Raw genomic sequence first — 25,681 nt, 5'->3', positions numbered from 1 at the left:
ATGAGAATGGCATTCTCAATTCATGAGTGGCAGGTTTCCATGTGTGGGTCATGGCGTCAACGGGCGTGGCGTCGACGGTCATGGCGTCAACGGTCGCGGCGGAGCTTCGCGAAGTCCCAGCTCACGACCTTCTCCGCGGTGAGCCGGAGCCAGCCGTGCTTCCTGTCGTACCGGAACGCGCCGCCGCCCATGTACTTGTCCGCGAAGAGCTGTTCGGGGCGCACGAGCTCGTCCAGGGGGTCCCCCTTGCGGGGTGCCTCGCCGACGACCTCGATGCTGCCCCGCAGTTCGACGCCGCGCAGAGCCATGAAGTCCGTGCCCCCGTCGTCGACGATCACGCTGAGCCGGCGATCCCGGTCCAGATCGGTCCAGCGTTGGCTGCGTACCAGCGAGTTGAGCCACAGCGTGGACCCGTCCCACACGAACCACAGGGCGCTGACGTGGGGATCTCCGTCCCGTCCGACGGTCGCGACCCGGCACAGCGGCTGGGTTCGCAGGAAGGTGTCCCGCTCGGGGTCGGTCATGGCGATCGCGGTTCCCCTGCGCTGTCCGCTCATCGTCTCTCCTGCCTTTGTGTGAATGGTTGATTCTCTCTTATTGAGAAGCTAGTTTCCACCAATAGAGAGGAGGAGAACCACCTCGCGCTCAAGGTGGCCGGGGCGATCACCTGTTCCCGCCGGCCGCTCGGGGACAGCACCGAGGAGGAGACCCCTTGAACCAGCCCACACCCTTCGCCGCCCTGGGGGCGGTCGCCAGGTACGCCTTGCAGCAGATGGCACCGCCGCCGCTGCGGCCCTTTCAGGCCTGGTTGACGTTCGCCACGTCCGCCGCGCCCTGCGAGGACGCGGCCCTCTGCTCGTGCGCCACCACGACCGGCTCCGCCGCCACCACAACCGGCTCCGCCGCCACCGCTACCGTCACCGCCTCCCGGCCGACCGGCCGCCGAGACCATTCGTCCTCGCCGGCCTCGGCGAGAGCGTGAGTGACGGCCCGTCATGGAGCAGTTCCTCACCTTCGGGATCGTCGGCCTGAGCACCGCCGCGATCTACGCGGTCATCGGCAGCGGACTGGTGCTCACCTACACGACGACCGGCGTCTTCAACTTCGCGCACGGCGCGGCGGGCATGCTGTCGGCCTTCACCTACTGGCAGCTCACCGGCGGCTGGGGCTGGCCGGTACCGGTGGCGCTGGCCGTGGTCCTGCTCGTCCTCGCCCCGGCCTTCGGCCTGTTCGTCGAGAAGGTCGTCCTCCGGCCCGTCCAGGCGCTGGGCGAGGCCGAACGGCTGGTCATGACGGTGGCGCTGCTGAGCGGCCTCATCGCCGTCGCCCGCTGGATCTGGGACCCCAACGTGCCGCGCACGCTGCCCACGTTCTTCGCCGACCGGAAGCCCTTCCACATCGGCTCGGCCGTGGTCACCTGGCACCAGGCCCTCACCATGACCGTCGCGGTGCTGGTCGCGGTCGGCCTGCGGATCCTGCTCTACCGCACCCGCCCCGGCGCCGAGATGCGGGCGACCGTCGACGACCGCGCCCTGGTCGGGCTGACGGGAGCCCATCCCGTACGGGCCAACAAGACCGCCTGGATCCTCGGCACCCAACTCGCCGCGATCGGCGGCATCCTCATCGCGCCGACCGTCACCCTCGACGCCGCCCAGCTCTCGCTGCTGATCGTCAGCGCCTACACCGCGGCCATCTTCGGCCGACTCCGCAGCGTGCCCCTGACCTTCGTCGGCGCGATCGTGGTCGGCTGCATGGAGAGCTATCTGACCGGCTATCTCCCGCAGAACGCCTACCTGCCCGGCCTCAGGCTGGCCGCCCCCGCGCTGCTGCTGTTCGTGGCCCTGCTGGCGTTCCCGCACCGGCGAATGCGCGGCCGGGACCGCAAGCTGCGCCCGGTGCCGGTTCCGACGGCCCGCGGCACGGCCGTGTTCGCCGTCTGTGTCGTCGCGTTCGGCGCGGTACTGGCCTCGGTCCTCGGCGAGGCCGACCTCATCACCTACGGCGCCATCTTCTCGCTCGGCGTGGTCGCCCTGTCGTACGTACCCCTGGCCGGGTACGCCGGACAGATCTCGCTCTGCCAGCTGAGCATGGCCGGGATCGGGGCCGTCGTCTGGGCCCACCTCGGCGCGCACGGGGAGTTCTGGGCCCTCGGGGCCGCGATCCTGGTGTCCGCCGTGGCCGGCGCCGTCGTCGCGCTGCCCGCGCTGCGGCTGTCCGGGGTGTACCTGGCGCTCGGGACCGCCGCCTTCGCGGTCGTCCTGGACCGGTGGATCTTCACCCTGCCGTCGTTCCACCTGTTCGGGATGCGGATCGCCCTGTTCGACCAGGGCTCGGTGGACGTGGCCGGACCCCGGCTCTTCGGCCTCGAACTGGACACAGCCGCGAAGCAGTTGGTGTTCGCGGCCGTCTGCCTCGCGCTCGCCTCACTGGTCGTGGCGGCGGTGCGCCGTGGCCGGTTCGGACGGCGGCTGATCGCGCTGCGCGACAGCGAGGCCGCCTACGCCACCCTCGGCGGCAGCCTGCTGCGGGCCAAGGTCCTGGTGTTCGCGCTCTCCTCGGGCATTGCCGGGCTCGGCGGCGCGCTGTACGGAATGCAGCAACGCTCGATTACCGCCGACCAGTTCAACCTGGTGGCGGGACTGCCGGTCTTCCTCGTCGCGGTGGTCGGCGGCCTCGGCGCGGTGGGCAACGGACTGTTCGCCGGGACCGCGTACATCGGCCCGACGAACGCGCTGGTCGCCGTGGCGCCCTGGGCGCAGAACCTCGTCGCCCTGCTGCCCGGCCTCGCCGGCATCGGACTCGGTCACAACCCCGACGGCATCGTGGTCCGCTTCCGCCGCGAGTGGGAGCCGCTCGGCCGGGACCGGATCGCCCTGCCCGGCCTGCTCTGCGTGCTCGTCCTGCTGTGGGTCCTGCGACTCGGCGACCTGATCAACGGCTGGACGTTCCTGGGCTGTTCGGTGGCCGCCGGGGTGGCGCTGCGGATCTGCGCGACGGCGCGGCAGACCGCCGCACCGACCGAACCGGAGGTCCCCGTCGAATGGTGGGGACTGCGGCGCGCCTGGCGCCCCGAGGACAGGGAGGTGCTCGCCCGTGGCCTCGCTGCGGATTAGCGGAGTGACCGTCGCCTTCGGCGGCAACCGGGCCCTGGACGGCGTCGCCCTGAGCGCCGAACCGGGCCGCGTGACCGGACTCATCGGCCCCAACGGAGCAGGCAAGAGCACCCTGTTCGACGTCGCCTCCGGGCTGCGCAGGCCCTCCTGCGGACAGGTGTTCCTCGACGGCCAGGACGTCACCCGGACCAGCCCCGCGGGCCGCGCCCGGCGCGGACTCGCCCGCACCTTCCAGCGGCTGGAGCTCTTCGGCCGACTCACCGTCCGCGACAACCTCCTCGTCGCGGCCGAACTCGGTCCCGACCGGCGTCGGGCCCACCACGCCGTCACCGAGACCCTCACCAGGCTCGGCCTGACCCATCTCGCCGACAGCCCACCCGACGCACTGCCCACCGGAGTCGGCCGCCTGGTCGAGGTCGGCCGCGCGATGGTCATCCGGCCCAAGGTGCTCCTCCTCGACGAACCCGCCGCAGGACAGGACAGCGAGGAGACCGAACGGTTCGCCGCGCTGCTGCGCTCGCTGACTGACGACGGCACGGCCGTGGTCCTCGTCGAACACGACATGAGCCTCGTCATGGGCGTGTGCGACGAGGTGTACGTACTCGATCTCGGCAAGGTCATCGCGTCCGGCCCGCCCGAGGTGATCCGGAACGACGAGACCGTCCTGGCGGCCTACCTGGGGGACGCGTGAGCGCCATTCTCGAACTGAGCGGCGTCCGTGCCGCCTACGACCGGATCACGGTCCTGCACGGCGTCGACCTCCAGGTCGCCGCCGGGCAGGTGGTGGCCCTGCTGGGCCCGAACGGGGCGGGCAAGACCACCACCCTGCGCGTGGCCTCCGGAGTCCACCCCCTCGAATCCGGCCGTCTCCGGCTGGGCGGCCGGGACATGACCGGAGCCGACCCCCGAGACCTGGCCCGCGCCGGGGTCTGTCTGATCCCCGAGGGCCGTGGCGTGTTCCCCAACCTGTCCGTCCGCGACAACCTCCTGATGATGACCTTCACCGGCCGGGGCCGCGCGGAGATCGAGGAGATCGCCTTCCAACGCTTCCCGATCCTCCACCGCCGCGCCTCGCAGGCGGCCGGCACCCTCTCCGGCGGCGAGCAGCAGATGCTCGCCCTCGCCCGCGGCCTCGCCACCGACCCCGCCGTCCTGCTGCTCGACGAACTCTCCATGGGACTGGCCCCGTTGATCGTCCGCCGGCTCTACGAACAGGTCGCCGAGATCGCCCGGCAGGGCGTGGCCGTCCTGGTGGTCGAGCAGTTCGCGGCCGCCGTCCTCGACATCGCCGACCACGCGGCCGTCCTCGTACGTGGCCGGGTCCAACGGCAGGGCCACCCCGACGGCGGGCTGCGCGCCGAACTGTCCGCCCTCTACCTGGGGAGTTCCGCATGACCACCACCGAGCCGCGCGCGGACCGCTTCGTCCGAGAACTGGCGGTACTGAAGATCCCCGACCCGGCCGCCGCCCGCGCCACCCTCTGGCTGCGCCTCGGAGTCGTGCTGATGGTGGGCGGCCTGGTGCTCGGCGTGTCGGGCTACCTGGTGTCCCACAACACCGTCGACCCGCTCGTGCAGGGCGACGGACTCGCACTCGGACTGGGCGGCATCTGCGCGACCGTGGTGGGCTCCGCGCTCTTCCTGCGGTACTCGCTGACCGGCTTCCTGCGGTTCTGGATGGCCCGCCAGTCCTACGACATCAACCTGCTCGCCGATCGCCTGCTCGAAAGGGACATCCACCATGACCCCACCGGTACCGACGCCGCGCCCCGGTGACCAGCTCGCCAGCGCCGTCTGCAGCACGCGGGTGGTCGTCGTCCGCGCCCCCTCGGGCGGCTCGGTCCAGCTCTCCTGCGGAGGCAGTCCGATGGTCCCCGCGACCGCCGCGAAGCCGGCGCCAGGCGACGCGGCCGAGGCCGTCACCCTCATCGGCAAGCGGTACGTGGACGCCGACGGGGCCCTCGAAGTGCTCTGCACCTCCTCAGGCACCGGCGAACTGAGCTGCGACGGCGTCCCGATGACCCTCAAGGCGGCCAAGCCGCTGCCCGCCTCCGACTAGACGTACGCCCCTCCACCCCCACCTGAGCCGCCTGCCTCCCCCTTCCGGAAGGGAACCCGTCATGGATCGAGACGATCTCATCCTCATCAGCGTCGACGACCACATCATCGAACCCCCCGACATGTTCGTGAACCACCTCCCCGAGCGGTACAAGGACGACGCGCCCCAATTGGTCCACCAGGACGACGGCACCGACACCTGGACGTTCCGGGAGACGGTGATCCGCACCGCCGCGCTGAACGCGGTGGCCGGCCGGCCCAAGGAGGAGTACGGCCTCGAACCGCAGGCCCTGGACGAGATCCGTCCCGGTTGCTACGACGTGAACGAGCGCGTCGCCGACATGAACGCGGGCGGCATCCTGGCCCAGATGAACTTCCCGTCCTTCCCGGGGTTCGCGGCCAGGCTGTTCGCCACGGAGGACGCCGACTTCTCGCTCGCGCTGGTACGGGCCTACAACGACTGGCACATCGACGAATGGTGCGGAGCGCATCCCGGGCGGTTCATCCCGATGGCGATCCCGGTCATCTGGGACGCCGAACTGTGCGCGGCGGAGGTCCGCCGGGTGGCCGCCAAGGGCTGCCACTCGCTCACGTTCACCGAGAACCCCGCGGTGCTCGGGTATCCGAGCTTCCACGACCCGTACTGGAACCCGCTGTGGCGGGCGCTGTCCGACACCGGCACCGTCCTGTCGGTGCACATCGGTTCCTCGGGCAAGCTGGCGATCCCGGCGGTCGACTCGCCGCCCGACGTCATGATCACCCTGCAGCCGATGAACATCGTCTCGGCCGCCGCCGACCTGCTGTGGTCCCAGCCCGTCAAGGACTTCCCCGATCTGAAGATCGCCCTGTCGGAGGGCGGCACGGGCTGGATCCCCTACTTCCTGGAGCGGGTGGACCGCACCTTCGAGATGCACGCGGCCTGGACCCTCCAGGACTTCGGCGGGAAGCTGCCGTCGGAGGTCTTCCGGGAGCACTTCCTCACCTGCTTCATCAGTGACCCGATGGGGGTGAAACTCCGTCACGAGATCGGCATCGACAACATCGCCTGGGAGTGCGACTACCCGCACAGCGACTCGATGTGGCCGGAGGCGCCCGAGGAACTCATGGGCGTGATGGAGCGCTTCGACGTGTCCGACCCGGACATCAACAAGATGACCCACGAGAACGCGATGCGCTGGTACTCCTTCGATCCCTTCACCCATGTCCCGCGCGAGCAGGCCACGGTGGGAGCGCTGCGCAAGCGGGCCGAGGGCCACGACGTGTCCATCCGTTCGCGCAGCCACCGTCTGATCGAACCCGCAGAGAAGCTGGAGGCGTACCGCTCCCGGGCACGCGCGGCGACGGGCGCCGCCCGATGAGCGACCTGGTCCTGACCGAACGGGTCGACAACGTCCTCGTCGCCACCCTGAACCGGCCCGAGGCCCGCAACGCCCTGAGTCCGGAGCTGATCGACGACCTGTCGGACGTACTGCGGGAGGCGGACGCCGATCCGGGGGTCCGGGCGATCGTCCTGACGGGCGCCGGAACCGTGTTCTGCGCCGGCATGGACCTCAAGGCGTTCGCGAAGGGCGGCGGCAAGTTCGACGGCCTGGTGTGGTTCTTCCGCGACGGCGTCGGCACCCCCGTGATCGCGGCGCTGAACGGCTCCGCGCTCGGCGGCGGCTTCGAGATGGTGCTGGCCTGCGACCTGGTCGTCGCGGCCGAGGACGCCAGGCTCGGGATTGCCGAGGTCAAGCGGGGTCTGTTCGCGGCAGGGGGCGGTACGACGCTCGCCGACCGGGTGCCGCTGGCGGTCGCCCTGGAGATGGGCCTGACCGGCGATCCGGTCACGGCCGCGCAGGCCGAGCGGGCCGGCCTGGTGAACCGTGCGGTCCCCGCCGACCGGGTACGGGAGGAGGCGCTCGCCCTGGCCGGGCGGATCGCCGCCAACGGTCCGCTGGGCGTCGCCATGACCAAGAAGCTGATGAGGGAACGCCGTTGGGCCGAACCGGACGAGGCCATGTCGGTGTTCCGCAGCAAGGACGCGGCGGAGGGTGCCCGGGCCTTCGCGGAGCGCAGGACACCGGTGTGGAACGGCAGTTGACGCGCGGCATCCCCCGGCCGTCGTACGGCGCCCACGTGACCCGCTGACCACCGCGCCGCGCGGTGGGTTCAGCGCCCGGCCGTCGTCGCGTCGGACGAGGAGGGGGCGTCCGACGCCGTGGCGGCTGGGGTGCCGGTGGCTGTGGCGGGCGGGGCATCGGTCACCGTGGCGGGCGGTGCGGGAGCGCCCGTCGCGGTGACCTCGCCGATCTCGTCGACCAGGCCCCAGCCGAGCGCCTGCGCCGCGCTCAACGTGTCGCCCGACAGGGCGAGATACGCGGTGCGCTCCCGGCCGATCCGGACCGGGAGACTCGCCGTGCCGCCCGCGCCCGGGATCAGCCCCATCCCGACCTCCGGCAACCGGATCACCGTGTCCGGCGCGGCCAGCACCCGCCCCGCGAACGCCGCCAGTTCGATCCCGGCGCCGACACAGGCGCCGTGCAGATGCGCGGTCACCCGGGGACCGCACTCCTGGAGCAGCGCGGCCGGACTGCGCCGCACCCGCAGCAGGTGGGCCTGGGCCGGATCGCGGGACGTCCCGAACTCCGCCAGGTCACCTCCGCTGCAGAACGCGGCACCGTTCCCGTACAGGTCGACGTGCGCGATCGACGGATCCGCCACGGCGACGTGCAGCGCCTCGCACAGGGCGTCCCGGGTCCGGGCGTCGAACGCGTTGCGTACCCACGGCCGGTCGAAGGTGATGGCAAGCCGGTCGCCGTCACGACACAGCCGTACGGGCTCGGCGGCCGGACGTGGAGTGCGCGGGCGCGCCGAGGCCAGCCAGGCTCGGAAGCCCGCGCCGCTCTGCAGCATCGAGTAGGCGAGGGACTCCAGCACCAGCCGCTCGGGCGGAGTGACTCGGCCGCCCATGCGCAGCACCTGCGTGAGCGCGACGGAGGCGGCCGGCTGCGCCGCGACGACCGCCCCGAGGCGCTGGGCGACGGCGTACGGGTCCGCGCATCCCACCCACGGTCGCGGGGGGTCGGCGACACCGGTGAGCAGGATGTCGAACTCCGGGCCAGCGTCGGCCGGTTCCGCCGCCACACCGACGCGGACCCGATCCTTCGCGTCGGCCCGCACCGGCGCCTCCCGGTCGAGGTCGACCAGGTGGAAGGGCGAGTCCAAGGTCATGTCGTTCCCCTCCCCAACCGGCGGCGACTGGAGTGTAATGGGAGATCGCCACGGCCGAGAAGGGAGTTCATGAATTGGAGAACGGTACTCTCCGCGGCTGGATGGAACCCGTCGAGCCGTTCCTCGGCCCCCTCCATGACGTGGCGAAGGCCTTCACCGGCCTCACCGGCGTGCGCGTGGACCTACCGGCGGCCCTCTTCCTCCGTGCCCGCCTCACCGGCCTCCCCCTGCCCGACAGGGTCTCGGCCGGCGGTTCCTGCCACCTCCTCGAGACCGCCGACGGCTGGGCCGCCGTCAATCTGGCCCGCCCCGACGACCTGGCCGCCGTACCCGCTCTCGTTGCGCTGCTCGGGGGAACCGGGACGGAGGAACCGCACGAGGCCGCGCGCCGCGCCGCGGCGGCCGACGTCGCGGCGCACGCGCAGCTGCTCGGGATCGCGGCCGCCGCCCACGGTTCGGCCCGCGGCACCCGCGCTCCCGTACGTGCCGAGCGAGGCGGGGCGGCAAGCCCAGGGGGCCCGGCCGGGCTGCGGATCGTCGACTTCTCGGCCCTGTGGGCGGGCCCCCTGTGCGCCCGGCTGCTGGGGGCGGCGGGCGCGAGGGTCGTGAAGGTGGAGAGCACCACCAGACCGGACGGCGCCCGCCGCGGATCGCCCGCCTTCTACCGCTGGCTGCACGACGGACACGAGAGCCTGGTGCTCGACTTCGCCTCCGGCGCGCCCGCCGAGGTCGTCGCCGAGGCGGACGTCGTCATCGAGGCGTCGCGCCCGAGGGCACTGCGCCGACTCGGTATCCACGCCGAGGAGTTCCTCGCGGCCCGCCCCGGTCGTGTCTGGCTGAGCATCACCGGCTACGGGCGCGACGAGGACCGTATCGCCTTCGGCGACGACGCGGCGGTCGCGGGCGGCCTCACCGGTCTCGACCGCGCCGGCGACCCCGTCTTTCTGGGTGACGCGCTCGCCGACCCCGTCACCGGCGTCTTCGCCGCCCACGCCGTCGCCCGCTCGCTGGCCGACGGCGGAGGCGAGTTGCTCAGCCTCTCCCTGGCCGCCTGTGCCGCCGCCCTCGCCGACAGCCTTTGACGTGCTGATCACGGACGTGGAGGTCGAGGGGTACGGCCGGGTGGACGTGCGCCTCGGGGGAGGACGGGTCGTGGGGATCGGCCGACCGGGGGCGCGGCGCGGCGATGTCGACGGCCGGGGCGGCGCGTTGCTGGTCGGTCTGCACGACCACCACGTACACCTGGCGGCGCTGGCGGCCGAGGCCGCGTCGGTGCGGGTCGGTCCGGCGGAGGCGGGCGACAGGGACGGACTGGTGGGGGCCCTGCGGAGCGGGCCGCCGGGGGAGTGGGTGCGGGCCGTCGGCTACCACGAGAGTGTCGCGGGGGAGCTCGACCGGTGGGTGCTGGACGACTTCGCGCCGGATCGGCCGGTGCGCGTCCAGCAGCGCAGCGGGGCGCTGTGGGTGTGGAACAGCGCCGCACTCCGGGCCGCCGGGCTGGACGGCGGGGGCCTCGGCGGCGACGGGGGCGACGGGCGGTTCTGGCGGGAGGACGAGCGGCTGCGCGGGTTCACCCCGCCCGTACGGCTGGATCTGCGCGGCGTGGGAGCCCGCGCCGCGGCGTACGGGATCACCGGGTTCACGAACGCGGATCCGCATCCGGGCCAGGACCTGCCGGAGTTGCTGTCGGTACTGCCGCAGCGGCTCGTCGTGATGGGGATCGGCGACGCGCCGGTGAAGTTCCTGCTCGACGACGCGACCCTGCCGACGCCGGGTGAGCTGGCGGCATCCGTGGCGGCCGTGCGGCCCCGCCCGGTGGCCGTGCACTGCGTGACCCGGGTGCAGTTGCTCGTGACGCTGCTCGCCCTGGAGGAGACCGGGCCGGTCGCGGGCGACCGGATCGAGCACGGGTCGGTGATCCCGGCCGAGACGATGCCCTGGCTCGCGCGGCTCGGCGTGACGGTCGTGACGCAGCCGCACTTTCCCGTGGAGCGGGGACGGGAGTACGCGACCGATGTGGACCCGGACGACCAGGCCCACCTGTACCGCTGCCGGTCCCTGGCCGAGGCGGGGATTCCGCTCGCCGCCGGGACCGACGCGCCGTACGGGAGTGCCGACCCCTGGGCGGTGATGCGCGCGGCCGTCGAGCGGTCCGGTGGCGAGGCGGTGGCCCGGCGCGCGGCGCTGGACCTGTTCGCGGGAGAGCCCCAACACGCCTCCCGGGTACGGCGGTTGGCGGTCGGGTCGGTCGCCGACCTGTGCCTCCTCCACGTACCGCTGAAGGAAGCCCTCGACCTCATGTCCGCCGACGTCGTACGCGCGACGTTCGTCGGCGGACGGCGGATCACGCCGCCGGAGTGAACTCCCGGGCCACTAGACGCTGTACCCGCCGTCCACCCCCAGCGCCTGCCCGGTGATGAAACCGGCTCGGTCCGAGGCGAGGAACGCCACCGCCTCCGCGATGTCCTTCGCCTCGCCGAAACGGCGCAGCGGGATGTTGCGCCGGGTGATGTCCAGGGCCGCCGTGTCGAGTTCGCCGGAGCTGATCAGACGGGCGGCGATGCCGTCGGTCAGCATGCCGGGGCCGACGCAGTTCACGCGGACCCCGTAGCGGCCCTCCTCGGCGGCCAGCGCCCGCGCCACCGCCTCGACCGCCCCCTTCGTACCCGACGACAGCCCGTCGCGCACGGGGAACCGTCGGGTGGCCACGGTGGTGACGGCGACGATGGAGCCCCGCGTCTCCCGCAGCCGGGGCAGCGCGGGATGGACGAGGTTGAAGAACGCCACCGCGTCCGCGTCGAGTTGGGCCCGATACTGACCCGGCGTCACCTTGCTGAGGTGCACCATCGGCACATGCGGGCCCGCCGCGTACACCAGCGTGTGCAGGCCCCCGAAGGCGTCGGACGCCTCGGTGACCGCCTCCGCCGTGGCCCGCTCGTCGCCCAGGTCGAGGCGCAGCGCGAGGACTTGGCGCCCGTACGCCTTCACCTCGGCCGCCAGGGCGTCGGCCCCGGCCTGGCTGGAGCGGTAGGTGAACGCCACGTCGCTGCCGCGCTCGGCCAGCATGCGTACGACGGCCGCGCCGATGCCGCCGGTGCCGCCCGCGACGAACGCGACGCCGGTCCTGCTGGAGAAGTCCGCCATGCTGCTCACAGTCCCAGGGATTTGGCGATGATGACCTTCATGACCTCGCTCGTGCCGGCGTAGATGCGGGTGATGCGCGCATCCGCGTACAGCCGGGCGATGGGGTACTCCAGGATGTACCCGTACCCACCGAAGAGTTGCAGACAGCGGTCGACCGCGCGTGCCTGCATCTCCGTGCAGAACAGTTTGACCTTGGCCGCGTCCGCGCCGGAGAGGTCGCCGTCGACGAGCTCGCGCACCGCGCGGTCGAGCATCGTCTGCGCGGCCTCGATCTCGGCGGCCACCGCGGCGAGTTCGAACTTCGTGTTCTGGAAGGAGGCGACCGGGGTCCCGAACACCTGCCGCTCCTTGACGTACGCGAGGGTCGTCTCGAGTGCCGCCTTCGCCTGCGCGACCGAGCCGACCGCCACCGTCATCCGCTCCTGGGGAAGGTTGTGGCCGAGATAGCCGAAGGCCGCACCCTCCTCGCCGAGCCGGTTGGCGACCGGGACCCGCACCTCGTCGAAGGACAACTCCACCGTGTCCTGCACCTTGATGCCCATCTTGTCGAGCACCCGGCCGCGCGCGAACCCGGGCATGCCGTCCTCCACGACCAGCAGGGTCAGGCCCGCCCGCCGGTCGCCCGGATCGGTCGACGTGCGCGCCACCACGATCACCAGGTCGGCGAGGAGACCGCCCGTGATGAACGTCTTGGCCCCGTTGAGGACGTAGGTGTCCCCGTCGCGTACGGCGGTGGTGCGGATGCCCGCGAGATCGGAGCCCGTGCCCGGTTCGGTCATGGCGACGGCGGTCAGGAGCCGGCCCGCCGCGAGGCCGGGGAACCAGCGCTCACGCTGGTGCTCGTCGGCGTACGCGAGGAAGTACGGCAGGACGACGTCGAGTTGGGTGCGTACCGTGCCGAGCGTGACCAGGGCGCGGGCCGCCTCCTCCTGGAGCACGACGTTGTAGCGGTAGTCGCGCAGGCCCGCTCCGCCGTACGCCTCGGGTATGGACATGCCCAGTACTCCGAGTGAGCCGAGCTTCTCGAAGAGCTCGCGCGGCAGCCGGCCCGCGTGCTCCCACTCCGTGTAGTGGGGGACCACCTCCTTGGCCACGAACTCCCGGACGAGCTGCCGGAACGCTTCGTGGTCGGCGGTGAGGAGTTCTCGGCGCACGACGTCCTCCGTGAGGGTGCTCAGGATGCGGGGGATACGAGCTCTACGAGGGTCGCGTTGGCGGTGCCGCCGCCCTCGCACATGGTCTGCAGGCCGTAGCGGATCCCGTGGTCCCGCATGTGGTGGACCATGCGGGTCATCAGCACGGCCCCCGACGCGCCCAGCGGATGGCCGAGCGCGATCGCGCCGCCCAGCGGATTGAGCAGCGCGGGGTCCGCGCCGGTCTCGGCGAGCCAGGCCAGGGGTACGGGCGCGAAGGCCTCGTTCACCTCGAAGACGCCGACCTCCGGCAGGCCCACGCCCGCCTTCCGCAGCACCTTCTCGGTCGCGGGGATCGGACCGGTGAGCATGAGCACCGGGTCGGAGCCGGTGACCACACCCGCGCGGTAGCGCACGAGCGGCGTCAGCCCCAGCTCGCGCGCCTTCTGCGGTGTCGTCACCAGCAGCGCCGCCGACCCGTCGGAGATCTGCGAGGCGTTGCCCGCGTGGATCACACCCTCCTCGGTGAACGCCGGCCTGAGCTTGGCGAGGGTCTCGACGCTCGTACCCCGCCGGATGCCCTCGTCGAGGGTCACGGTCGTCGCCCCCTCGGTCGACACGGCGGAGATCTGGGCCTCGAAGGCACCGGCGTCCTGCGCCGCCGCGGCCCGCTCGTGCGACAGCGCCGAGAACGCGTCGAGCCGCTCCCGAGCGAAGCCCCACTTCTGCGCGATCTTCTCGGCGGAGACGCCCTGGTTGAAGGAGAAGTCCTGGTAACGGGTGAGGACCTGCGGACCGTACGGCATGCCGGTGGAGCGCGCGGAGCCGAGCGGCACCCGGCTCATCACCTCGACCCCGCCCGCCACGACGACGTCCTGCTGGCCGGACATGACCGCCTGCGCGGCGAAGTCCAGCGCCTGCTGGCTCGATCCGCAGGCCCGGTTGACCGTGGTCCCCGGGATGCTCTCGGGCCAGCCCGCGGCCAGCACCGCATAGCGTCCGATATTGCTCGACTGGTCCCCGACCTGGGAGACACAGCCCCAGATCACGTCGTCGACGACCTCCGGATCGATGCCCGTCCGCTCGACGAGCGCGGCCAGGACGACCGCGGAGAGGTCGGCGGCGTGCATGCCCGACAGCCCGCCGTCGCGCTTGCCGACGGCGGTACGGACCGCCTCCACGATCACTGCTTCCCGCATGGCGACCCTTCCGGTCGTTGAGATGGCCTCCAACTCGCCACCGCCCAGCGGCCCGTGAAGACCGGCGTGCGCTTCTCCTTGAACGCGGAGTACGCCTCCGGGACGTCCGCCGTGGCGAAGTTGACGGCCTGGGCCCGCGCCTCGTTCGCGAGCGCGTCCCGCAGGGTGCGGTCGGCCCCCTCGTTCAGCAGCGCCTTGTTCTGGGCGAGGGCCACCGGGGCGCCCGCCACCAGCCTCGCGCCGAGGCGCGCCACGAAGTCGTCGATCTCCTCCGCGCGCACCACCCACGTCACCAGGTTCAGCGACCGCGCCTCCTCGGCGTCGATCGTCTCGGCGAGCAGCGCGAGCCGTTTGGCCTGCTGCAGACCCACGAGCCTCGGCAACAGCCAGGATCCCCCGCAGTCGAGGGACAGCCCGCGCCGCGCGAAGATCTGCGAGAACCGCGCCTCGGGAGTGGCGACCACCAGATCGCACCCGAGCGCCAGGTTCCAGCCCGCGCCGACCGCCACCCCGCTGACCCTGGCGACGGTCGGGACGGGCAACTCGTGCAGCAGCAGGGTCACTTCGCTCAGGGTGCGCATCCGGTACATGGGGTGCGCGGCACTGAGTCCCCCCGAGATGTCCGCGCCGGAGCAGAACGCGCCACCGGCCCCGGTCAGCACGAGTGCCCGTACGGACCGATCGTTCCCCGCGTCCGTGAGCGCGTCCCGCAGGGCGCGCCACAACTCCTCGTCGATCGCGTTCCTGCGGTGCGGACGGTTCAGCGTCAGCGTCCGTACGCCGCCCGAGTCGTCGCGGAGCAGCACCGGCTCCTCGCTCACAGCGACTCCCCGTCGGCGCCGATCCCCAGCTCGGCGAGGACGGCCGCGGTGTGTTCGCCGAGGGCCGGGATCGGCCCCATCGGCTGCTCGTAGCCGGAGATGACCGGGGGCGGCAGCAGCGCGGGCACCGGACCGCCCGGCGTGTCGATCTCGCGCCAGCGGTCGCGGGCCGTCAGATGCGGGTGCGCGACGACGTCGCTCGGGGTGTTGTAGCGGGAGTTCCCTATCCCCGCGGCATCCGCACGGTCCTGGACGTACGCCAGATCATGACGCGCGCACCAGGCGCCGATCTCCGCGTCGAGGACCTCACTGTGCGCGACCCGGCCGGAGTTGCTCCGCAAGCGCTCGTCGTCCGCCAGGTCCGGGCGGCCGAGCAGCTCACGCGCGAGCCGCTGCCACTCGCCGTCGTTGGTGGTGCCGAGGACGACGGTGTGACCGTCGGCCGTGGGATAGGCACCGTACGGCGCCACCGCGGGCGAGCCCATGCCCTTCGGCTCCTGGTCCACGCCCGTGTGCCGGGTGTAGGTCAGCGAATAGCCCATCAACTCCGTCATGGTGTCGAACAGGCTGACCGCGGCGGACGTGGGCCCCTGCACCCGGCCGCGCTCCTTCCCGCAGAGCAGCGCCATGATCGACAGGGCGGCGTACAGGCCGGTGCTCACATCGGCCATCGGCGGTCCCGCCTTGGCCGGCGCGCCCGGCCGGCCCGTGGTCGCGCACGCCCCCGACTCGGCCTGGACCAGCAGGTCGTAGGCGCGCTTGTGGGAGAGCGGCCCGCCGGGCCCGTACCCGTCGATCTCCACCGCGATGAGCCCGGGATGACTCACGGCCAGGTCGGCCGGGGCGATGCCGAGTTTCGCGGTCGCGCCGGGCGCGAGGTTGGAGACCAGGACGTCGGCGCGGTCGAGCAGCCGGCGCAGCACCGCCATCCCGGCCGGGGACTTGAGGTCCAGGGCCACCGACTCCTTGCCCCGGTTGAGCCAGACGAAATGGGCAGCGAGGCCGCCCACCACGTCGTCGTAATGCCGGGCGAAGTCGCCGCCCCGGGGGTTCTCCACCTTGATCACCCGCGCTCCGAAGTCACCCAGCGTGCGGGTGCACATGGGAGCCGACACCGCCTGCTCCAGGGTCACCACGGTGATGCCCGCGAGGGGACCGGCCGAGCCATGTCCTGGCGTGTCCACACGATCAGTTGTCACTCGGCTTGCTCCAATCGCGCCGCAGCCCGTCCTTCAGCACCTTCTGACTGGCGTTGCGCGGCAGCGCGTCGACGAACCGGACATGCCGGGGGACCTTGAAGTTGGCCATGTTCTCGCGTGCCCACGCGACGACGTCGGCCTCGGTGAGCCGGTGGCCCGGTCTCACGACGAGGAACGCGCAGCCGACCTCACCGAGACGCTCGTCCGGCACTCCGATGACGGCGGCCTGCTCGACGGCCTCGTTCCCGAGCAGCAGCTTCTCTATCTCGGCCGGATAGGCGTTGAAACCGCCGACGATGTACAGGTCCTTCTTTCGGTCGACGATGGCGAGGTTCCCCCTCTCGTCGAGGCGCCCGACATCACCGGTGTGCAGCCAGCCCTCGGCGTCGACGGCCGCGGCGGTGGCCTCGGGGTCGTCCCAGTACCCGCGCGTGACGTTGTAGCCGCGTACCAGGACCTCGCCGTCCTGCCCGGTGGGAACGGCCACGCCCCGGTCGTCGACGATGCTCACCTCGACGTCCGGGATGGTCCGTCCCGTGGTCCGCGCGACCGTCTCCTCCGAGTCCCCGATCCGGGTGGTCGTCACCAACGCGGTCGACTCCGTCAGCCCGTACGCGCTCATCACGATGTCGAAGGACAGTTCCGACTTCATGGCGCGGATCAGCGATTCCGGAATGGTGGTGCCGCCCGTCATGGACACCCGCAGTGAGGAAAGGTCGAACGCGGAACGGTCCGGATGGTTGACCAGGTCCTGGAAAATGGTCGGAGGCCCCAGGAGAATACTGACCCGTTCCCGGCCGATGATCTCGAGCGCCCGCCCCGCGTCGAAGGTGCGCATGGGGACGACCTTCACACCGTGGATCAGGGAAGCGAGCCACCCCGCCTTGTAACCGAAGCAGTGGAAGAACGGCGGGATGATCAGAAAGCTGTCGGAATGCGTGAACGTGTATTCCTCGGACATCCAGCCATAGGCGCGCAGGGACTGTCCATGGGTCAGCACGACGCCCTTGGGATGGCCGGTGGTGCCGGAGGTGAACATCACGTCGGACACGTCGTCCGGAGTCAGCCGGTCGATCAAGTCGTGGGCCGTGGACGACGAGTCGGCCTCTCCCGCGCGAAGGAAGTCCTCCCAGGCGAGTTCCGCCGCCCCCTGCGGGCCGAGAATCGACACCGTCCTGCGCAACGCGGGCAGATCCGGATCGGCGTTCCTCAACCCGGCTATGTAGTCATGGCCGAGGAAGGACGAGGCGAAGACGGCCTTCGCTCCGGACCTGCGCAGAATGTAGGCGATCTCCTGTGCCTTGAACCTCGTGTTGAGCGGCACCACGATGCCCCCGGCGCCCTGGATGCCGAGCGCGGCCAGGATCCACTCGGCGGAGTTCGGAGCGCACAGACCGACACGGTCCCCCGGCTCGACCCCCAGCGCGACGGCGGCCTTCACGGCCCGGACCATGTGGTGCTCCAACTCACGGAAACTCCACCGGCTACTCTCGTCGACGAGGGCCGGCGCGTCCGCGAATTGCTTGGCGGCAACCCTGATCACATGGGGAATGCTCCGGTATTCGAGGTCGTATCGCACGGGTGAACTCCCATCGGACATGAAATCCCGCTGATCCAGGTGCTAGTCGCCGGACGGCAGACCCAGGACCCGTTTCGCGATGATGTTGCGCTGGATCTGCGACGTTCCGCCGTACACGGACGCGGCTCTGGAATAGAGGTAGTCCCCGAAGAGCTCGCTCGCCCCCGCGCGCTCCTCGCCCTCGCCCCGGAGTTGTTCTTCGGGGAAGACCTTGAGGGCCGTCTCGTAGAGCCGCTGCTCGGTCCTGGTCATCAGCAGCTTGTCGATGGACGACTCCGGTCCGGCGAGCTGTCCGCCCAGCCGCTCGGCTGTGCGCCGCCGGGCGTGCGCCACCAGGACCTCGTAGTCCACGAAGCACCGGCCGATCTCGGACAGCAGCCCGTCAGGGAAGTCTGCCCGGCGTTCCCGGGCGGTGCGCCGCAGCCGTTCGACGAGCAGCCCGTACTTCGAGAGGTGTCCGGTGTCCAGGGCGTTGCGCTCGTACGACACCGTCGTCATGGCCAGTGGCCAGCCGTCGCCCTCGGCGCCGATGCGCTCGGAGCGGGCGACGCGTACGTCGTCGAGGAACAGCTCGCAGAACTCGTCGTCGCCGTTCGCCGCCCTGAGCGGCCGTACCGTCACGCCCGGCCGGTCCAGCGGCAGGGCGAACGCCGAGATCGACCGGTGCGCGGGCGCCGACCGGTCGGTCCTCGCGAGCAGCAGGCACAGACCGGAGTACTGCGCGTAGCTGGTCCAGAGCTTCTGCCCCCGTACGGTGTAGTGGTCCTCGTGCGGGGTCGCGACCGTGCTCATCCCCGCGAGGTCCGATCCGGCTCCCGGCTCGCTGAAGCCCTGACACCACACGTCGTCACCGGCGAGCATGCGCGGCAGCCACCGCCGGCGCTGCTCCTCGGAGCCGAACTCCAGGAGCGCGTGGGCGAGATAGCCGATCCGGGGGACTCCGGGGGCGTGACAGGCGCCGAGTTCATCGCTGATGGCGACCTGGTGCAGCGCGCTCAGGCCCTGGCCGCCGTACCGGACGGGGACGTCGAGGCCCACCCAGCCGCCCGAGTACAGCAGGCGGTGCCACCGGTGGAGGAAGACCGGGACCGGCTCGTCCGGGAGGCGTTCGGGCAGCGGGTGGTCGGCCAGCCAGGCACGGAACCGACGGCGCAGCCGGTCGAGGTCCGCGGGGTCGCCGAAGTCCAGGGGCGTGTCGGTCATCGGGTCAGCTCCGGCTGGGCCAGCGTCGTCAGGAGGTCGGCCGTCGACGCCAGCGTCATGGCGCCCAGGCGGACCTTGCGGAGGTACAGGTGCGCGACGTGCTCCCAGGTCTGGGCGATACCACCGAAGACCTGCATGCCCGTGTACACCGCGTCGAGGGCCGACGTGTTCACCTCGGCCTTGGCGACGCGCGCGGCCGTCAGGGCCCTCGTGGACGACTCGTTGTCCAGGCACCACGCGGCGTACCGGGTGGCACTGGTGCAGGCATCGACGAGGACCGTCGCGTCGGCGAGCAGATGCTGGACCGCCTGGAACGAGCCGACCGCCCGCCCGTACTGACGGCGCTCCCGTGCGTACTCCACGCTCAGCCGGACGAACGACCCCGCCGCGCCGACGAGTTCACTGCTCACCATGACGAGCGCGTAGGCCTGCCAGTGCCGGTACTCCTGTGCGTCGAGCCGGCCGAGGACCCGTGCGGGCGACTCGGGCGACACCGAGCGGATGCCGCGCAGGAGATCGATGCCCGGTGCGGTCGCGCCGAGTGCGAGGGCGGTCACCGTTCCGTCGGGTGTGACGCACAGCGCGCTGTCCGCTCCCTCGCAGTCCCAGGCGAGGAGCCGGGACGGGGAGGAGTCCGGAGCGGAGTCCGGGAAGCGCAGGTCGTGGCCGAGGGCGATCGTCGGTGTCCCGCCGTGGGCCGAGGGCTCGGCCCGCTCAAGGAGTCGCAGTAGTTCCGGGGCGAGGAGCACGGTGCCGACCAGGGAGGTGGTCAGGGGCTGCCGGCCGTGTTCCTCGGCGAGCAGGGCGCACTCCTGGACGGTGGCGGCCGGGGGTGAGGAGCGGCGCAGTTCGGCGAGACCCAGTTCGCCGAGCGCCTCCTGCGCGGCGGTGCGCGCGGTCGGCTTCACCTCGTCGGCCGAGCCGATCCGAAACCGTGCGGCGAACGTGCGGAACATGTCCCGCACGAGCAGGAACTCCTCGGCCTCCACCGTCAGTCCTCCCCGGCCCCGGCCCCGGCCCCGGCCCCGGCCCCGGCCCCGGCCCCGGCATCGGCGTCGGTCGGCCGGCGCCGGGCGCGGGATGCCAACTCCTCGACGATCCGGATGTGGTCGGGGCTGGTCATGGTCGCCCGCTCGGCCATCAGCGCCGCCTCCATGCCGCCCCGGGACACCTGCTCGACCACCACGGCGAGGGCCATCTTGGTGGCGCGCAGCGCCTCGGCCGGCTGGGCCGCCAGCCGCCGGGCCAGCGCGAGGGCCTCCTTCTGCAGGTCCTCGGGGGGAACGGTGCGGTTCGCCAGGCCCAGTTCGACCGCCGTGGCGGCCGGAATGCGGTCGCCGGTGAAGAGGTACTCCTTCGCGCGGAGCAGGCTGGTGAGCAGGGGCCAGAGGGTCACCCCGCCGTCGCCCGCCACCAGGCCGACCGAGACATGGGGGTCGGCGAGGTAGGCGTCCTCCGCCATCAGGACCAGGTCGCAGCCCAGGGCCAAGCTGCAACCCAGCCCGACCGCGGGGCCGTTGACCGCCGCGACGATGGGCAGCGGGAAGCGGATCATCGCCGTCTGGATGCTGCGGTCGAGCCGGATCGACCGCTCGCGCAGCTCCGGATCGCCGTGGTGGCGCCGCAGGTGCTCGAAGTCGCCGCCCGCGCTGAACGCCCGGCCCGCGCCGGTGAGGACGACGGCCCGTGCGCCGGGATCGTCCGCCAACTCCCGCCAGACGTCGGCCAGTCGGCGGTGGAGCTCCTCGGACACGCCGTTCAGCCGCTCGGGCCTGTTGAGCGTGACGATACGGATGTCGCCGTCCGCCTCGACGGTGATGACGGAGCTGACCTCGCCCATGGGGACCCCATCTCCAGTGCCTCAGTCGCCCCAACCTCAGATGATATTAAAGGTCAGACCGAATGGCCGTCAATGATCCGGGGAGGCCCGCCTCGGGCTCGCGGGAGTCAGCCCTCGGTGGGCCCGGACAGTTCCACCTGGCCCCGCCGGTCCACCCGCGCGGCCGCGTCGGCGAATCCGCACACATGGCGCGCCATGCGCCGCATCGCCGCCGGGCCGTCCTGGTCGCGGATCGCGTCGGTGATCTTCGCGTGCGCGCGGGCGGTGATCGAGCGGATCTCGGCGTCCATGAACTGTTCGAGGTTCGTGGCGGCGTAGATCGACTGCGAGAGCGCGCTCATGAACCCGATCAGGAGTTCGTTGTCGCTGGCCCTCGCCACCGCGCTGTGCCAGTCGATGTTCGCCCGCAGGAAGCGCGGGATGTCGTCCCCGGCCTCGACGAGATCCCGCTGGGCCGCGTCCAGTTCGTCGAGGTCGCGGTCGGTGCGGCGCACCGCCGCCAGCGCGGCACACGTGGGCTCGATCGCCTCCCGCGTCTCGTGCAGCGCCTCCAGCCGGATCCGCTGCCCGCGGATGACCAACTGCACGGTACTGGCGAGCGATTCACGGCCCGGCCGGTGCACGAAGGCCCCGCCGCCGCGGCCCGGCCTGATCTGGAGCAGCTTCTCCACCTCGAGGATCCGCAGCGCCTCCCGTACCGTGGCGCGGCTCAGCCCCGTCTGCTCGACGAGTTGACGCTCCGGCGGCAGCGCCATGCCCTCGGTGAACTCGCCGGAGAGAATGCGCTCACGTACCTCCGACGCCAGCACGTCCGACGCCTTCGGAACCGTCAGGGCGTCGAAGCGCGGGTGAGACCTACCGGGCATGTACGTACTCCTGGGACCGATGCCACTGCTTTGGTTGAATCATTCAGCATAGTACGGATGCTCATGGCCACCACGAGCCGCGGCCGCGGGTCACATGACCATGCCGCCGTCTACGGGCAGCACCTGCCCGGTGACGAAGGAGGCGGCGTCCGAGGCGAGGAAGACGAAGCCTCCGGCGATCTCCTCGGGCTCGGCCCAGCGTCCCAGCGGGATCCGGGCGAGCATCGCGTCCGCGAACTTCTTGTCGGTGCGGATCGTCTCCGTCATCGGCGTCGCGGCCAGTGGCGCGAGCGCGTTGACCTTGATCTGCTTGCGCGCCAGTTCACGCGCCAGGGACTTCGTCAGGCCGATGATGCCCGCCTTGGCCGCCGAGTAGTTCACCTGGCCGAGGGTGCCGACGATGCCGGCCGACGAGGTGACGTTGATGATCCGCCCCGTGCCGTCCGTGGGCAGGTACGGCAGCGCGGCCTGGGCGCAGTGGAAGGCGCCCATCAGGTGGATGTCGACGATCCGGCGGAACGCCTCCTCCTGGAGGTTCTCGAACATGTCCGGCGCGATGATTCCGGCGTTGTTGACGAGGATGTGCAGCTTCCCGCCGGTCAGCGCCGCCGCCCGGGCCATCGCCGCGTCGGCGGACGCGCGGTCCCGTACGTCCAGTACGGCACTGTCCGCCCGCTCGCCGGCCGCGGAGATCTTCTCGGCGACCGCCGCGGCCGCCGCCCCGTCGACGTCGGTGACGAGCACCGCCGCCCCGGCGTGCGCGAGCGCCTGGGCGACCGCGGAACCGATGCCCCCCGCGGCGCCGGTGACCAGGGCCGATCGTCCACTGAGATCGAACAGACCGGTGTTGTCGGCCATCAATAGCTCCTCGGCATTCCCAGAGTGTGCGATCCCAGATAGTTCAGGATCATTTCCTGACTGATCGGCGCGATCTTCATCAGACGGGCCTCGCGGAAGTAGCGGGCCACGTTGTATTCCTCGGAGTAGCCCATGCCGCCATGGGTCTGCAGGGCCCGGTCGGCGGCGGTGAATCCGGCGTCCGCGCAGAGGTACTTGGCGGTGTTCGCCTCACGCCCGCACGGCCGGCCGTTGTCGTAGAGCCAGGTCGCCTTGCGCAGGATCAGCTCGGCCGCGTCCAGCCGGGCGAGCGAGTCCGCGAGCGGGAACTGGATGGCCTGGTTCATGCCGATCGGCCTGCCGAACACCACGCGCTCGTTGCCGTAGCTCACGGCCTTCTCCAGCGCCACCCTGCCGATCCCGAGTGCCTCGGCGGCGATCAGCATGCGCTCCGGATTGAGTCCGTCGAGGAGGTAGCGGAACCCCTGACCCTCCTCGCCCACCCGGTCCTCGACCGGTACGCGCAAGTCGTCGATGAACAACTCGTTCGAGGTGACGGCGTTGCGGCCCATCTTCGGGATGGGGCGCACGTCGATCCGGTCGCGGTCCAGGTCGGTGAGGAACAGCGTCATTCCGTCGGTCCGCCTGGCGACCTCGTCGACCTTCGTGGTGCGGGTCAGCAGCAGGATCTTCTCGGACTCCACGGCTTTGGAGATCCACACCTTGCGGCCGTTGACGACGTAGTGGTCACCGTCCCGCCGGGCGAAGGTCGTGATGCTCGTCGTGTCCAGGCCGGCCTCCGGCTCGGTCACCCCGAAGCAGACGTGGAGATCGCCGGTGGCGACGCGGGGGAGCGTGCGCCGCTTGAGTTCCTCGGAGCCGTGCACCACCACGGGCTGCATTCCGAAGATCGACATGTGGATCGAGCTCGCGGCGTTCATCCCGCCGCCGGATCGCGCCACTTCCTCGAGCAGCAGCGTGGCCTCGGTGATGCCGAGACCGTGACCGCCGTACTCCTCCGGAATGGTGAGCCCCAGCCACCCGCCGTTCGCGACGGCGGCGTAGAACTCCTCGGGAAACCGGTGGTCCCGGTCCTTCTCCATCCAGTACCGGTCGTCGAAGTCGCGCAGGAGCCCGACGACTGCCTTGCGGATGGTTTCCTGATCTTCGGTCAGCTCAAAGTCCACGATGTGGGACCCCTCCGCAGCTTTGATATCTGCGAAACATAACAAAGGTCAGACCGTAAGTACAGTGTGGATGCGGCGACCCTCTGTGAGCGTGTGCGACCTGTCCTAGCGGTCCGCGGCCGGGTTGCCCTCGACCCACTGGATGAGGAGCCGGCGTACGTACGGGTTGCCCTCCTGCGCGGAGTGCGCCAGGTGCTCGGCGCTCGCGCGTGCCGCCCGCCAGGCCACCGGGGTGTCCTCGGTGTGCGCGGTGTCGGCGGCGGCCAGCGCGTCGGCCGCCAGGCCCCGGAGATCCTCGGCGAGGTCGTCGTGCGCCGCGGCCCGGTACGCCTCCAGACGCAGCGCCGCCAGTTCCTCGGCGGTGGGTGCGGGCCGCGCCGGGGGCTGGGCGTAGCCGCTGACCGCGATGACCACGCAGAAGGTCGCCACGTCCCGGCGGCTCTCCCGCTGTCCCCGCGCGATGGCGGGTCCGAGCCAGGAGGCGGCCTTCCAGTGGGCCATGGTGGTGGCCGCGAGGAGGGAGACGGTGAGCGCGGTAAGAGGAATCCAGCCACCGAGGAAGTAGCCGATCGGGCCGAGCACGAGCAGGCAGGCCCCGCTGAGCATCCAGATGCGACGGCGGCCGATTCTGAGGTGTCGGGACTCCATGCCCTTCAGTGTCGCAGGGGCGCGCAGGGAGCGGTGAGGCGGCGCGGGATTCCCGGAGCGCGCCGCCCGACGCCGGGGGAGCGGAGTCGTGCGGCCCGGGTGCCCACCCGGGCCGCACGCCCGGCGCTAACGTGGCGGACATGCGCCGTGGGAACTGGCTCGGATCCGTCGTGACGGCAGCCGTGGTGGCCCTCACCGCGGGGTGCGGGGGCGCCTCGAGGACACCCGCCGCGTCCGCGGCACCGACGCCGGGCGCCTCGGCGGCGATCGCGGTGACGAGCCCGGCCTTCGGGGACGGCGGCACCGTCCCACGCCGTTTCACCTGCGACGGTGCGAACGTGTCCCCGCCGCTGCGCCTCTCCGGTGTGCCGGGTGGCGCGGCCGAGCTGGTCGTGCTGGCCGAGGACCCGGACGCCGCGTCCGGCACCTTCGTGCACTGGCTCATGTGGGGCGTCGACCCGCACGAGACGACGCTGGGTGCGGGCGCCGTCCCGAAGGGCGCCGTGCAGGGCCGCAACGGCTTCGGGCAGCGCCGCTACGGCGGTCCCTGCCCGCCCGCGGGCAAACCCCACCACTACGTCTTCTCGGTCCTCGCCGCCGACGTGAGGCTGGACCTTCCCGGGGATGCCACCGTCGACGCCGTACGGCGCGCGCTGGCCGGTCACACCGTGGGCTCCGGCACCCTCGTCGGGCGCTACGGACGTACGGGCTGAATGGCCGGAGATCGCCCTGCCCAAGCGTGACGGGCGTACATACGATGCGGTCGATCCCGGCCTTCACAGCTCCTTCACAGGGCGGGGTCGCATAGGCATGTACTTGACATGTCCATGCTTCAACGATCCGCGCTTGATCCAACGCACTGGTCTGCGACGGCGCCGCACGTCCGCGTGAGGCGCCGCACCCCCCAATTCACGGCGGCACACGTTCCGTGCAGCCGTAGACACCAACGCAACGGATTGGAGCACCATGGCTGGTGGGCTGCTTCTGGGTGGCGCGATAGCCGCCCTGTTCGCCACCGCACTACCGGGTCCGGACCCGTCCTCCGGGATCGTCGACCCGCCCCCGGACAAGATCGTCATCAAGGTCGCCACCGTGAACGGCTCCGGCTGCCCGCAGGGAACCGCCGCCGTCGCGGTCTCCCCGGACAACACGGCCTTCACGGTCACCTACAGCGACTACCTCGCCCAGGTCGGAGGCAACTCCGACCCCACCGCCTTCCGCAAGAACTGCCAGCTCAACCTGATCGTCCACGTGCCGCAGGGCTTCACGTACGCCATCGCCAGCGCGGACTACCGCGGCTTCGCCGCACTCCAGTCGGGCGCGAGCAGCTCCGAGAAGGCCTCGTACTACTTCCAGGGCTCGTCGAGCACGGCGGCCATCACCCACCCCTTCCGCGGCCCCTACAACGACAACTGGCAGTCCACGGACGTCACCGACTGGGCCCAACTGGTGTGGGCACCCTGTGGTGTCCAGCGGAACTTCAACATCAACACCGAGCTGCGGGTCAACGCGGGCACGTCCACGCCCGGCAGCAGCAGTTTCATGACCATGGACTCCACGGACGGTGACATCAGCACCATCTACCACCTCGCCTGGAAGGAGTGTCCCGCCTCCTGACCCCCGCTCCGTCGGCACGACCTTG

The 25,681-nt window shown here is 71.5% G+C and carries 27 protein-coding genes; 11 read left to right on the top strand and 16 right to left on the bottom strand.

The features are described 5' to 3' along the window. Positions 1–86 precede the first annotated feature (86 nt). Both FNV62_RS05115 and FNV62_RS56970 read right to left on the bottom strand, forming a co-directional pair. Entirely contained in the window at positions 87–557 is a 471-nt protein-coding gene (locus FNV62_RS05115; RefSeq protein ID WP_144314729.1) for a pyridoxamine 5'-phosphate oxidase family protein, read from the bottom strand. A gap of 241 nt (positions 558–798) precedes the next feature. Next, on the bottom strand, positions 799–921 hold the full coding sequence (locus FNV62_RS56970) for a hypothetical protein (RefSeq protein WP_257040122.1): 123 nt from the start codon (positions 919–921) through the stop codon (positions 799–801). A gap of 74 nt (positions 922–995) precedes the next feature. On the opposite strand from FNV62_RS56970, the gene FNV62_RS05110 reads away from it, so the two are divergent. The 7 genes from FNV62_RS05110 (at position 996) to FNV62_RS05080 (ending at position 7,253) form a co-directional block, all read left to right on the top strand. After that, the gene (locus tag FNV62_RS05110) at positions 996–3,113 is read left to right on the top strand and encodes an ABC transporter permease subunit (protein ID WP_144314728.1); all 2,118 of its coding nucleotides are present in this window, start codon (positions 996–998) and stop codon (positions 3,111–3,113) included. Further along, complete coding sequence (locus tag FNV62_RS05105; protein WP_054235253.1) at positions 3,094–3,804, top strand: ABC transporter ATP-binding protein; 711 nt, start codon at positions 3,094–3,096, stop codon at positions 3,802–3,804. Before FNV62_RS05110 ends, FNV62_RS05105 begins: the two co-directional genes overlap by 20 nt. Beyond that, positions 3,801–4,508 (top strand): ABC transporter ATP-binding protein, encoded by a 708-nt coding sequence (locus tag FNV62_RS05100; RefSeq protein WP_144314727.1) that lies wholly within the window; start codon positions 3,801–3,803, stop codon positions 4,506–4,508. Before FNV62_RS05105 ends, FNV62_RS05100 begins: the two co-directional genes overlap by 4 nt. Beyond that, positions 4,505–4,888, top strand: a complete 384-nt coding sequence (locus FNV62_RS05095; RefSeq protein WP_097282777.1) for a hypothetical protein — start codon at positions 4,505–4,507, stop codon at positions 4,886–4,888. Before FNV62_RS05100 ends, FNV62_RS05095 begins: the two co-directional genes overlap by 4 nt. After that, positions 4,854–5,171 (top strand): hypothetical protein, encoded by a 318-nt coding sequence (locus FNV62_RS05090; protein WP_097282776.1) that lies wholly within the window; start codon positions 4,854–4,856, stop codon positions 5,169–5,171. Before FNV62_RS05095 ends, FNV62_RS05090 begins: the two co-directional genes overlap by 35 nt. Positions 5,172–5,232: 61 nt before the next feature. After that, entirely contained in the window at positions 5,233–6,528 is a 1,296-nt protein-coding gene (locus FNV62_RS05085; protein ID WP_144314726.1) for an amidohydrolase family protein, read from the top strand. Further along, the gene (locus FNV62_RS05080) at positions 6,525–7,253 is read left to right on the top strand and encodes an enoyl-CoA hydratase-related protein (RefSeq protein WP_144314725.1); all 729 of its coding nucleotides are present in this window, start codon (positions 6,525–6,527) and stop codon (positions 7,251–7,253) included. Before FNV62_RS05085 ends, FNV62_RS05080 begins: the two co-directional genes overlap by 4 nt. Before the next feature lie 68 nt (positions 7,254–7,321). Here the strand turns inward: FNV62_RS05080 and FNV62_RS05075 are convergent, their stop codons facing one another. After that, on the bottom strand, positions 7,322–8,383 hold the full coding sequence (locus FNV62_RS05075; protein ID WP_144314724.1) for an enoyl-CoA hydratase/isomerase family protein: 1,062 nt from the start codon (positions 8,381–8,383) through the stop codon (positions 7,322–7,324). A 74-nt stretch (positions 8,384–8,457) separates the two neighbouring features. Here FNV62_RS05075 and FNV62_RS05070 point away from each other — a divergent pair, with 74 nt between their 5' ends. After that, the gene (locus tag FNV62_RS05070; RefSeq protein WP_225900145.1) at positions 8,458–9,465 is read left to right on the top strand and encodes a CoA transferase; all 1,008 of its coding nucleotides are present in this window, start codon (positions 8,458–8,460) and stop codon (positions 9,463–9,465) included. A 1-nt stretch (position 9,466) separates the two neighbouring features. Then, entirely contained in the window at positions 9,467–10,744 is a 1,278-nt protein-coding gene (locus FNV62_RS56965) for an amidohydrolase family protein (RefSeq protein WP_144314723.1), read from the top strand. 12 nt (positions 10,745–10,756) lie between these two features. Here FNV62_RS56965 and FNV62_RS05060 read toward each other — a convergent pair whose 3' ends face one another. The 13 genes from FNV62_RS05060 to FNV62_RS05000 form a co-directional block, all read right to left on the bottom strand. Further along, positions 10,757–11,527 carry an SDR family NAD(P)-dependent oxidoreductase gene (locus tag FNV62_RS05060; RefSeq protein WP_144314722.1) on the bottom strand — a complete coding sequence of 257 codons (771 nt, stop codon included), beginning with the start codon at positions 11,525–11,527 and terminating at the stop codon, positions 10,757–10,759. A 5-nt stretch (positions 11,528–11,532) separates the two neighbouring features. Next, positions 11,533–12,681 carry an acyl-CoA dehydrogenase family protein gene (locus tag FNV62_RS05055; protein ID WP_143600062.1) on the bottom strand — a complete coding sequence of 383 codons (1,149 nt, stop codon included), beginning with the start codon at positions 12,679–12,681 and terminating at the stop codon, positions 11,533–11,535. 20 nt (positions 12,682–12,701) lie between these two features. Next, positions 12,702–13,859: a thiolase family protein gene (locus FNV62_RS05050; RefSeq protein ID WP_144314721.1), complete on the bottom strand. Its 1,158-nt coding sequence runs from the start codon at positions 13,857–13,859 to the stop codon at positions 12,702–12,704. Beyond that, complete coding sequence (locus FNV62_RS05045; RefSeq protein ID WP_225900144.1) at positions 13,844–14,680, bottom strand: enoyl-CoA hydratase/isomerase family protein; 837 nt, start codon at positions 14,678–14,680, stop codon at positions 13,844–13,846. Before FNV62_RS05045 ends, FNV62_RS05050 begins: the two co-directional genes overlap by 16 nt. Further along, positions 14,677–15,864, bottom strand: coding sequence for a CaiB/BaiF CoA transferase family protein (locus FNV62_RS05040; RefSeq protein WP_225900143.1), 1,188 nt, complete (start codon positions 15,862–15,864; stop codon positions 14,677–14,679). Before FNV62_RS05040 ends, FNV62_RS05045 begins: the two co-directional genes overlap by 4 nt. Before the next feature lie 4 nt (positions 15,865–15,868). Further along, a complete protein-coding gene (locus FNV62_RS05035; protein WP_144314720.1) occupies positions 15,869–17,458 on the bottom strand; it encodes a FadD3 family acyl-CoA ligase in 1,590 nt (529 codons plus the stop codon). A 42-nt stretch (positions 17,459–17,500) separates the two neighbouring features. Next, entirely contained in the window at positions 17,501–18,661 is a 1,161-nt protein-coding gene (locus FNV62_RS05030; RefSeq protein WP_144314719.1) for an acyl-CoA dehydrogenase family protein, read from the bottom strand. Beyond that, a complete protein-coding gene (locus FNV62_RS05025; protein ID WP_144314718.1) occupies positions 18,658–19,650 on the bottom strand; it encodes an acyl-CoA dehydrogenase family protein in 993 nt (330 codons plus the stop codon). The genes FNV62_RS05030 and FNV62_RS05025 overlap by 4 nt, the downstream gene beginning before the upstream one ends. Positions 19,651–19,652: 2 nt before the next feature. Next, positions 19,653–20,501 (bottom strand): enoyl-CoA hydratase/isomerase family protein, encoded by an 849-nt coding sequence (locus tag FNV62_RS05020; RefSeq protein ID WP_144314717.1) that lies wholly within the window; start codon positions 20,499–20,501, stop codon positions 19,653–19,655. Positions 20,502–20,608: 107 nt separating this feature from the next. Continuing rightward, positions 20,609–21,367: a FadR/GntR family transcriptional regulator gene (locus FNV62_RS05015; protein WP_144314716.1), complete on the bottom strand. Its 759-nt coding sequence runs from the start codon at positions 21,365–21,367 to the stop codon at positions 20,609–20,611. Positions 21,368–21,457: 90 nt separating this feature from the next. After that, positions 21,458–22,225: an SDR family NAD(P)-dependent oxidoreductase gene (locus tag FNV62_RS05010; protein ID WP_143654362.1), complete on the bottom strand. Its 768-nt coding sequence runs from the start codon at positions 22,223–22,225 to the stop codon at positions 21,458–21,460. After that, positions 22,225–23,391: an acyl-CoA dehydrogenase family protein gene (locus FNV62_RS05005; RefSeq protein ID WP_143600054.1), complete on the bottom strand. Its 1,167-nt coding sequence runs from the start codon at positions 23,389–23,391 to the stop codon at positions 22,225–22,227. The genes FNV62_RS05010 and FNV62_RS05005 overlap by 1 nt, the downstream gene beginning before the upstream one ends. A 105-nt stretch (positions 23,392–23,496) precedes the next feature. Continuing rightward, entirely contained in the window at positions 23,497–24,039 is a 543-nt protein-coding gene (locus FNV62_RS05000) for a hypothetical protein (protein WP_144314715.1), read from the bottom strand. 140 nt (positions 24,040–24,179) lie between these two features. Between FNV62_RS05000 and FNV62_RS04995 the strand changes: the two genes are divergently transcribed. Both FNV62_RS04995 and FNV62_RS04990 read left to right on the top strand, forming a co-directional pair. Further along, a complete protein-coding gene (locus FNV62_RS04995) occupies positions 24,180–24,752 on the top strand; it encodes a YbhB/YbcL family Raf kinase inhibitor-like protein (RefSeq protein ID WP_144314714.1) in 573 nt (190 codons plus the stop codon). Between the two features lie 253 nt (positions 24,753–25,005). Then, positions 25,006–25,656, top strand: a complete 651-nt coding sequence (locus FNV62_RS04990; protein ID WP_054235273.1) for a DUF4360 domain-containing protein — start codon at positions 25,006–25,008, stop codon at positions 25,654–25,656. Positions 25,657–25,681: the final 25 nt, after the last annotated feature.

It is taken from the genome of Streptomyces sp. RLB3-17, from assembly GCF_007113425.2.
GTDB lineage: Bacteria > Actinomycetota > Actinomycetes > Streptomycetales > Streptomycetaceae > Streptomyces > Streptomyces mirabilis_D.
The sequence above is the reverse complement of the archived record's forward strand: the minus strand, read 5'-3'. Positions and strand labels throughout refer to the sequence as shown.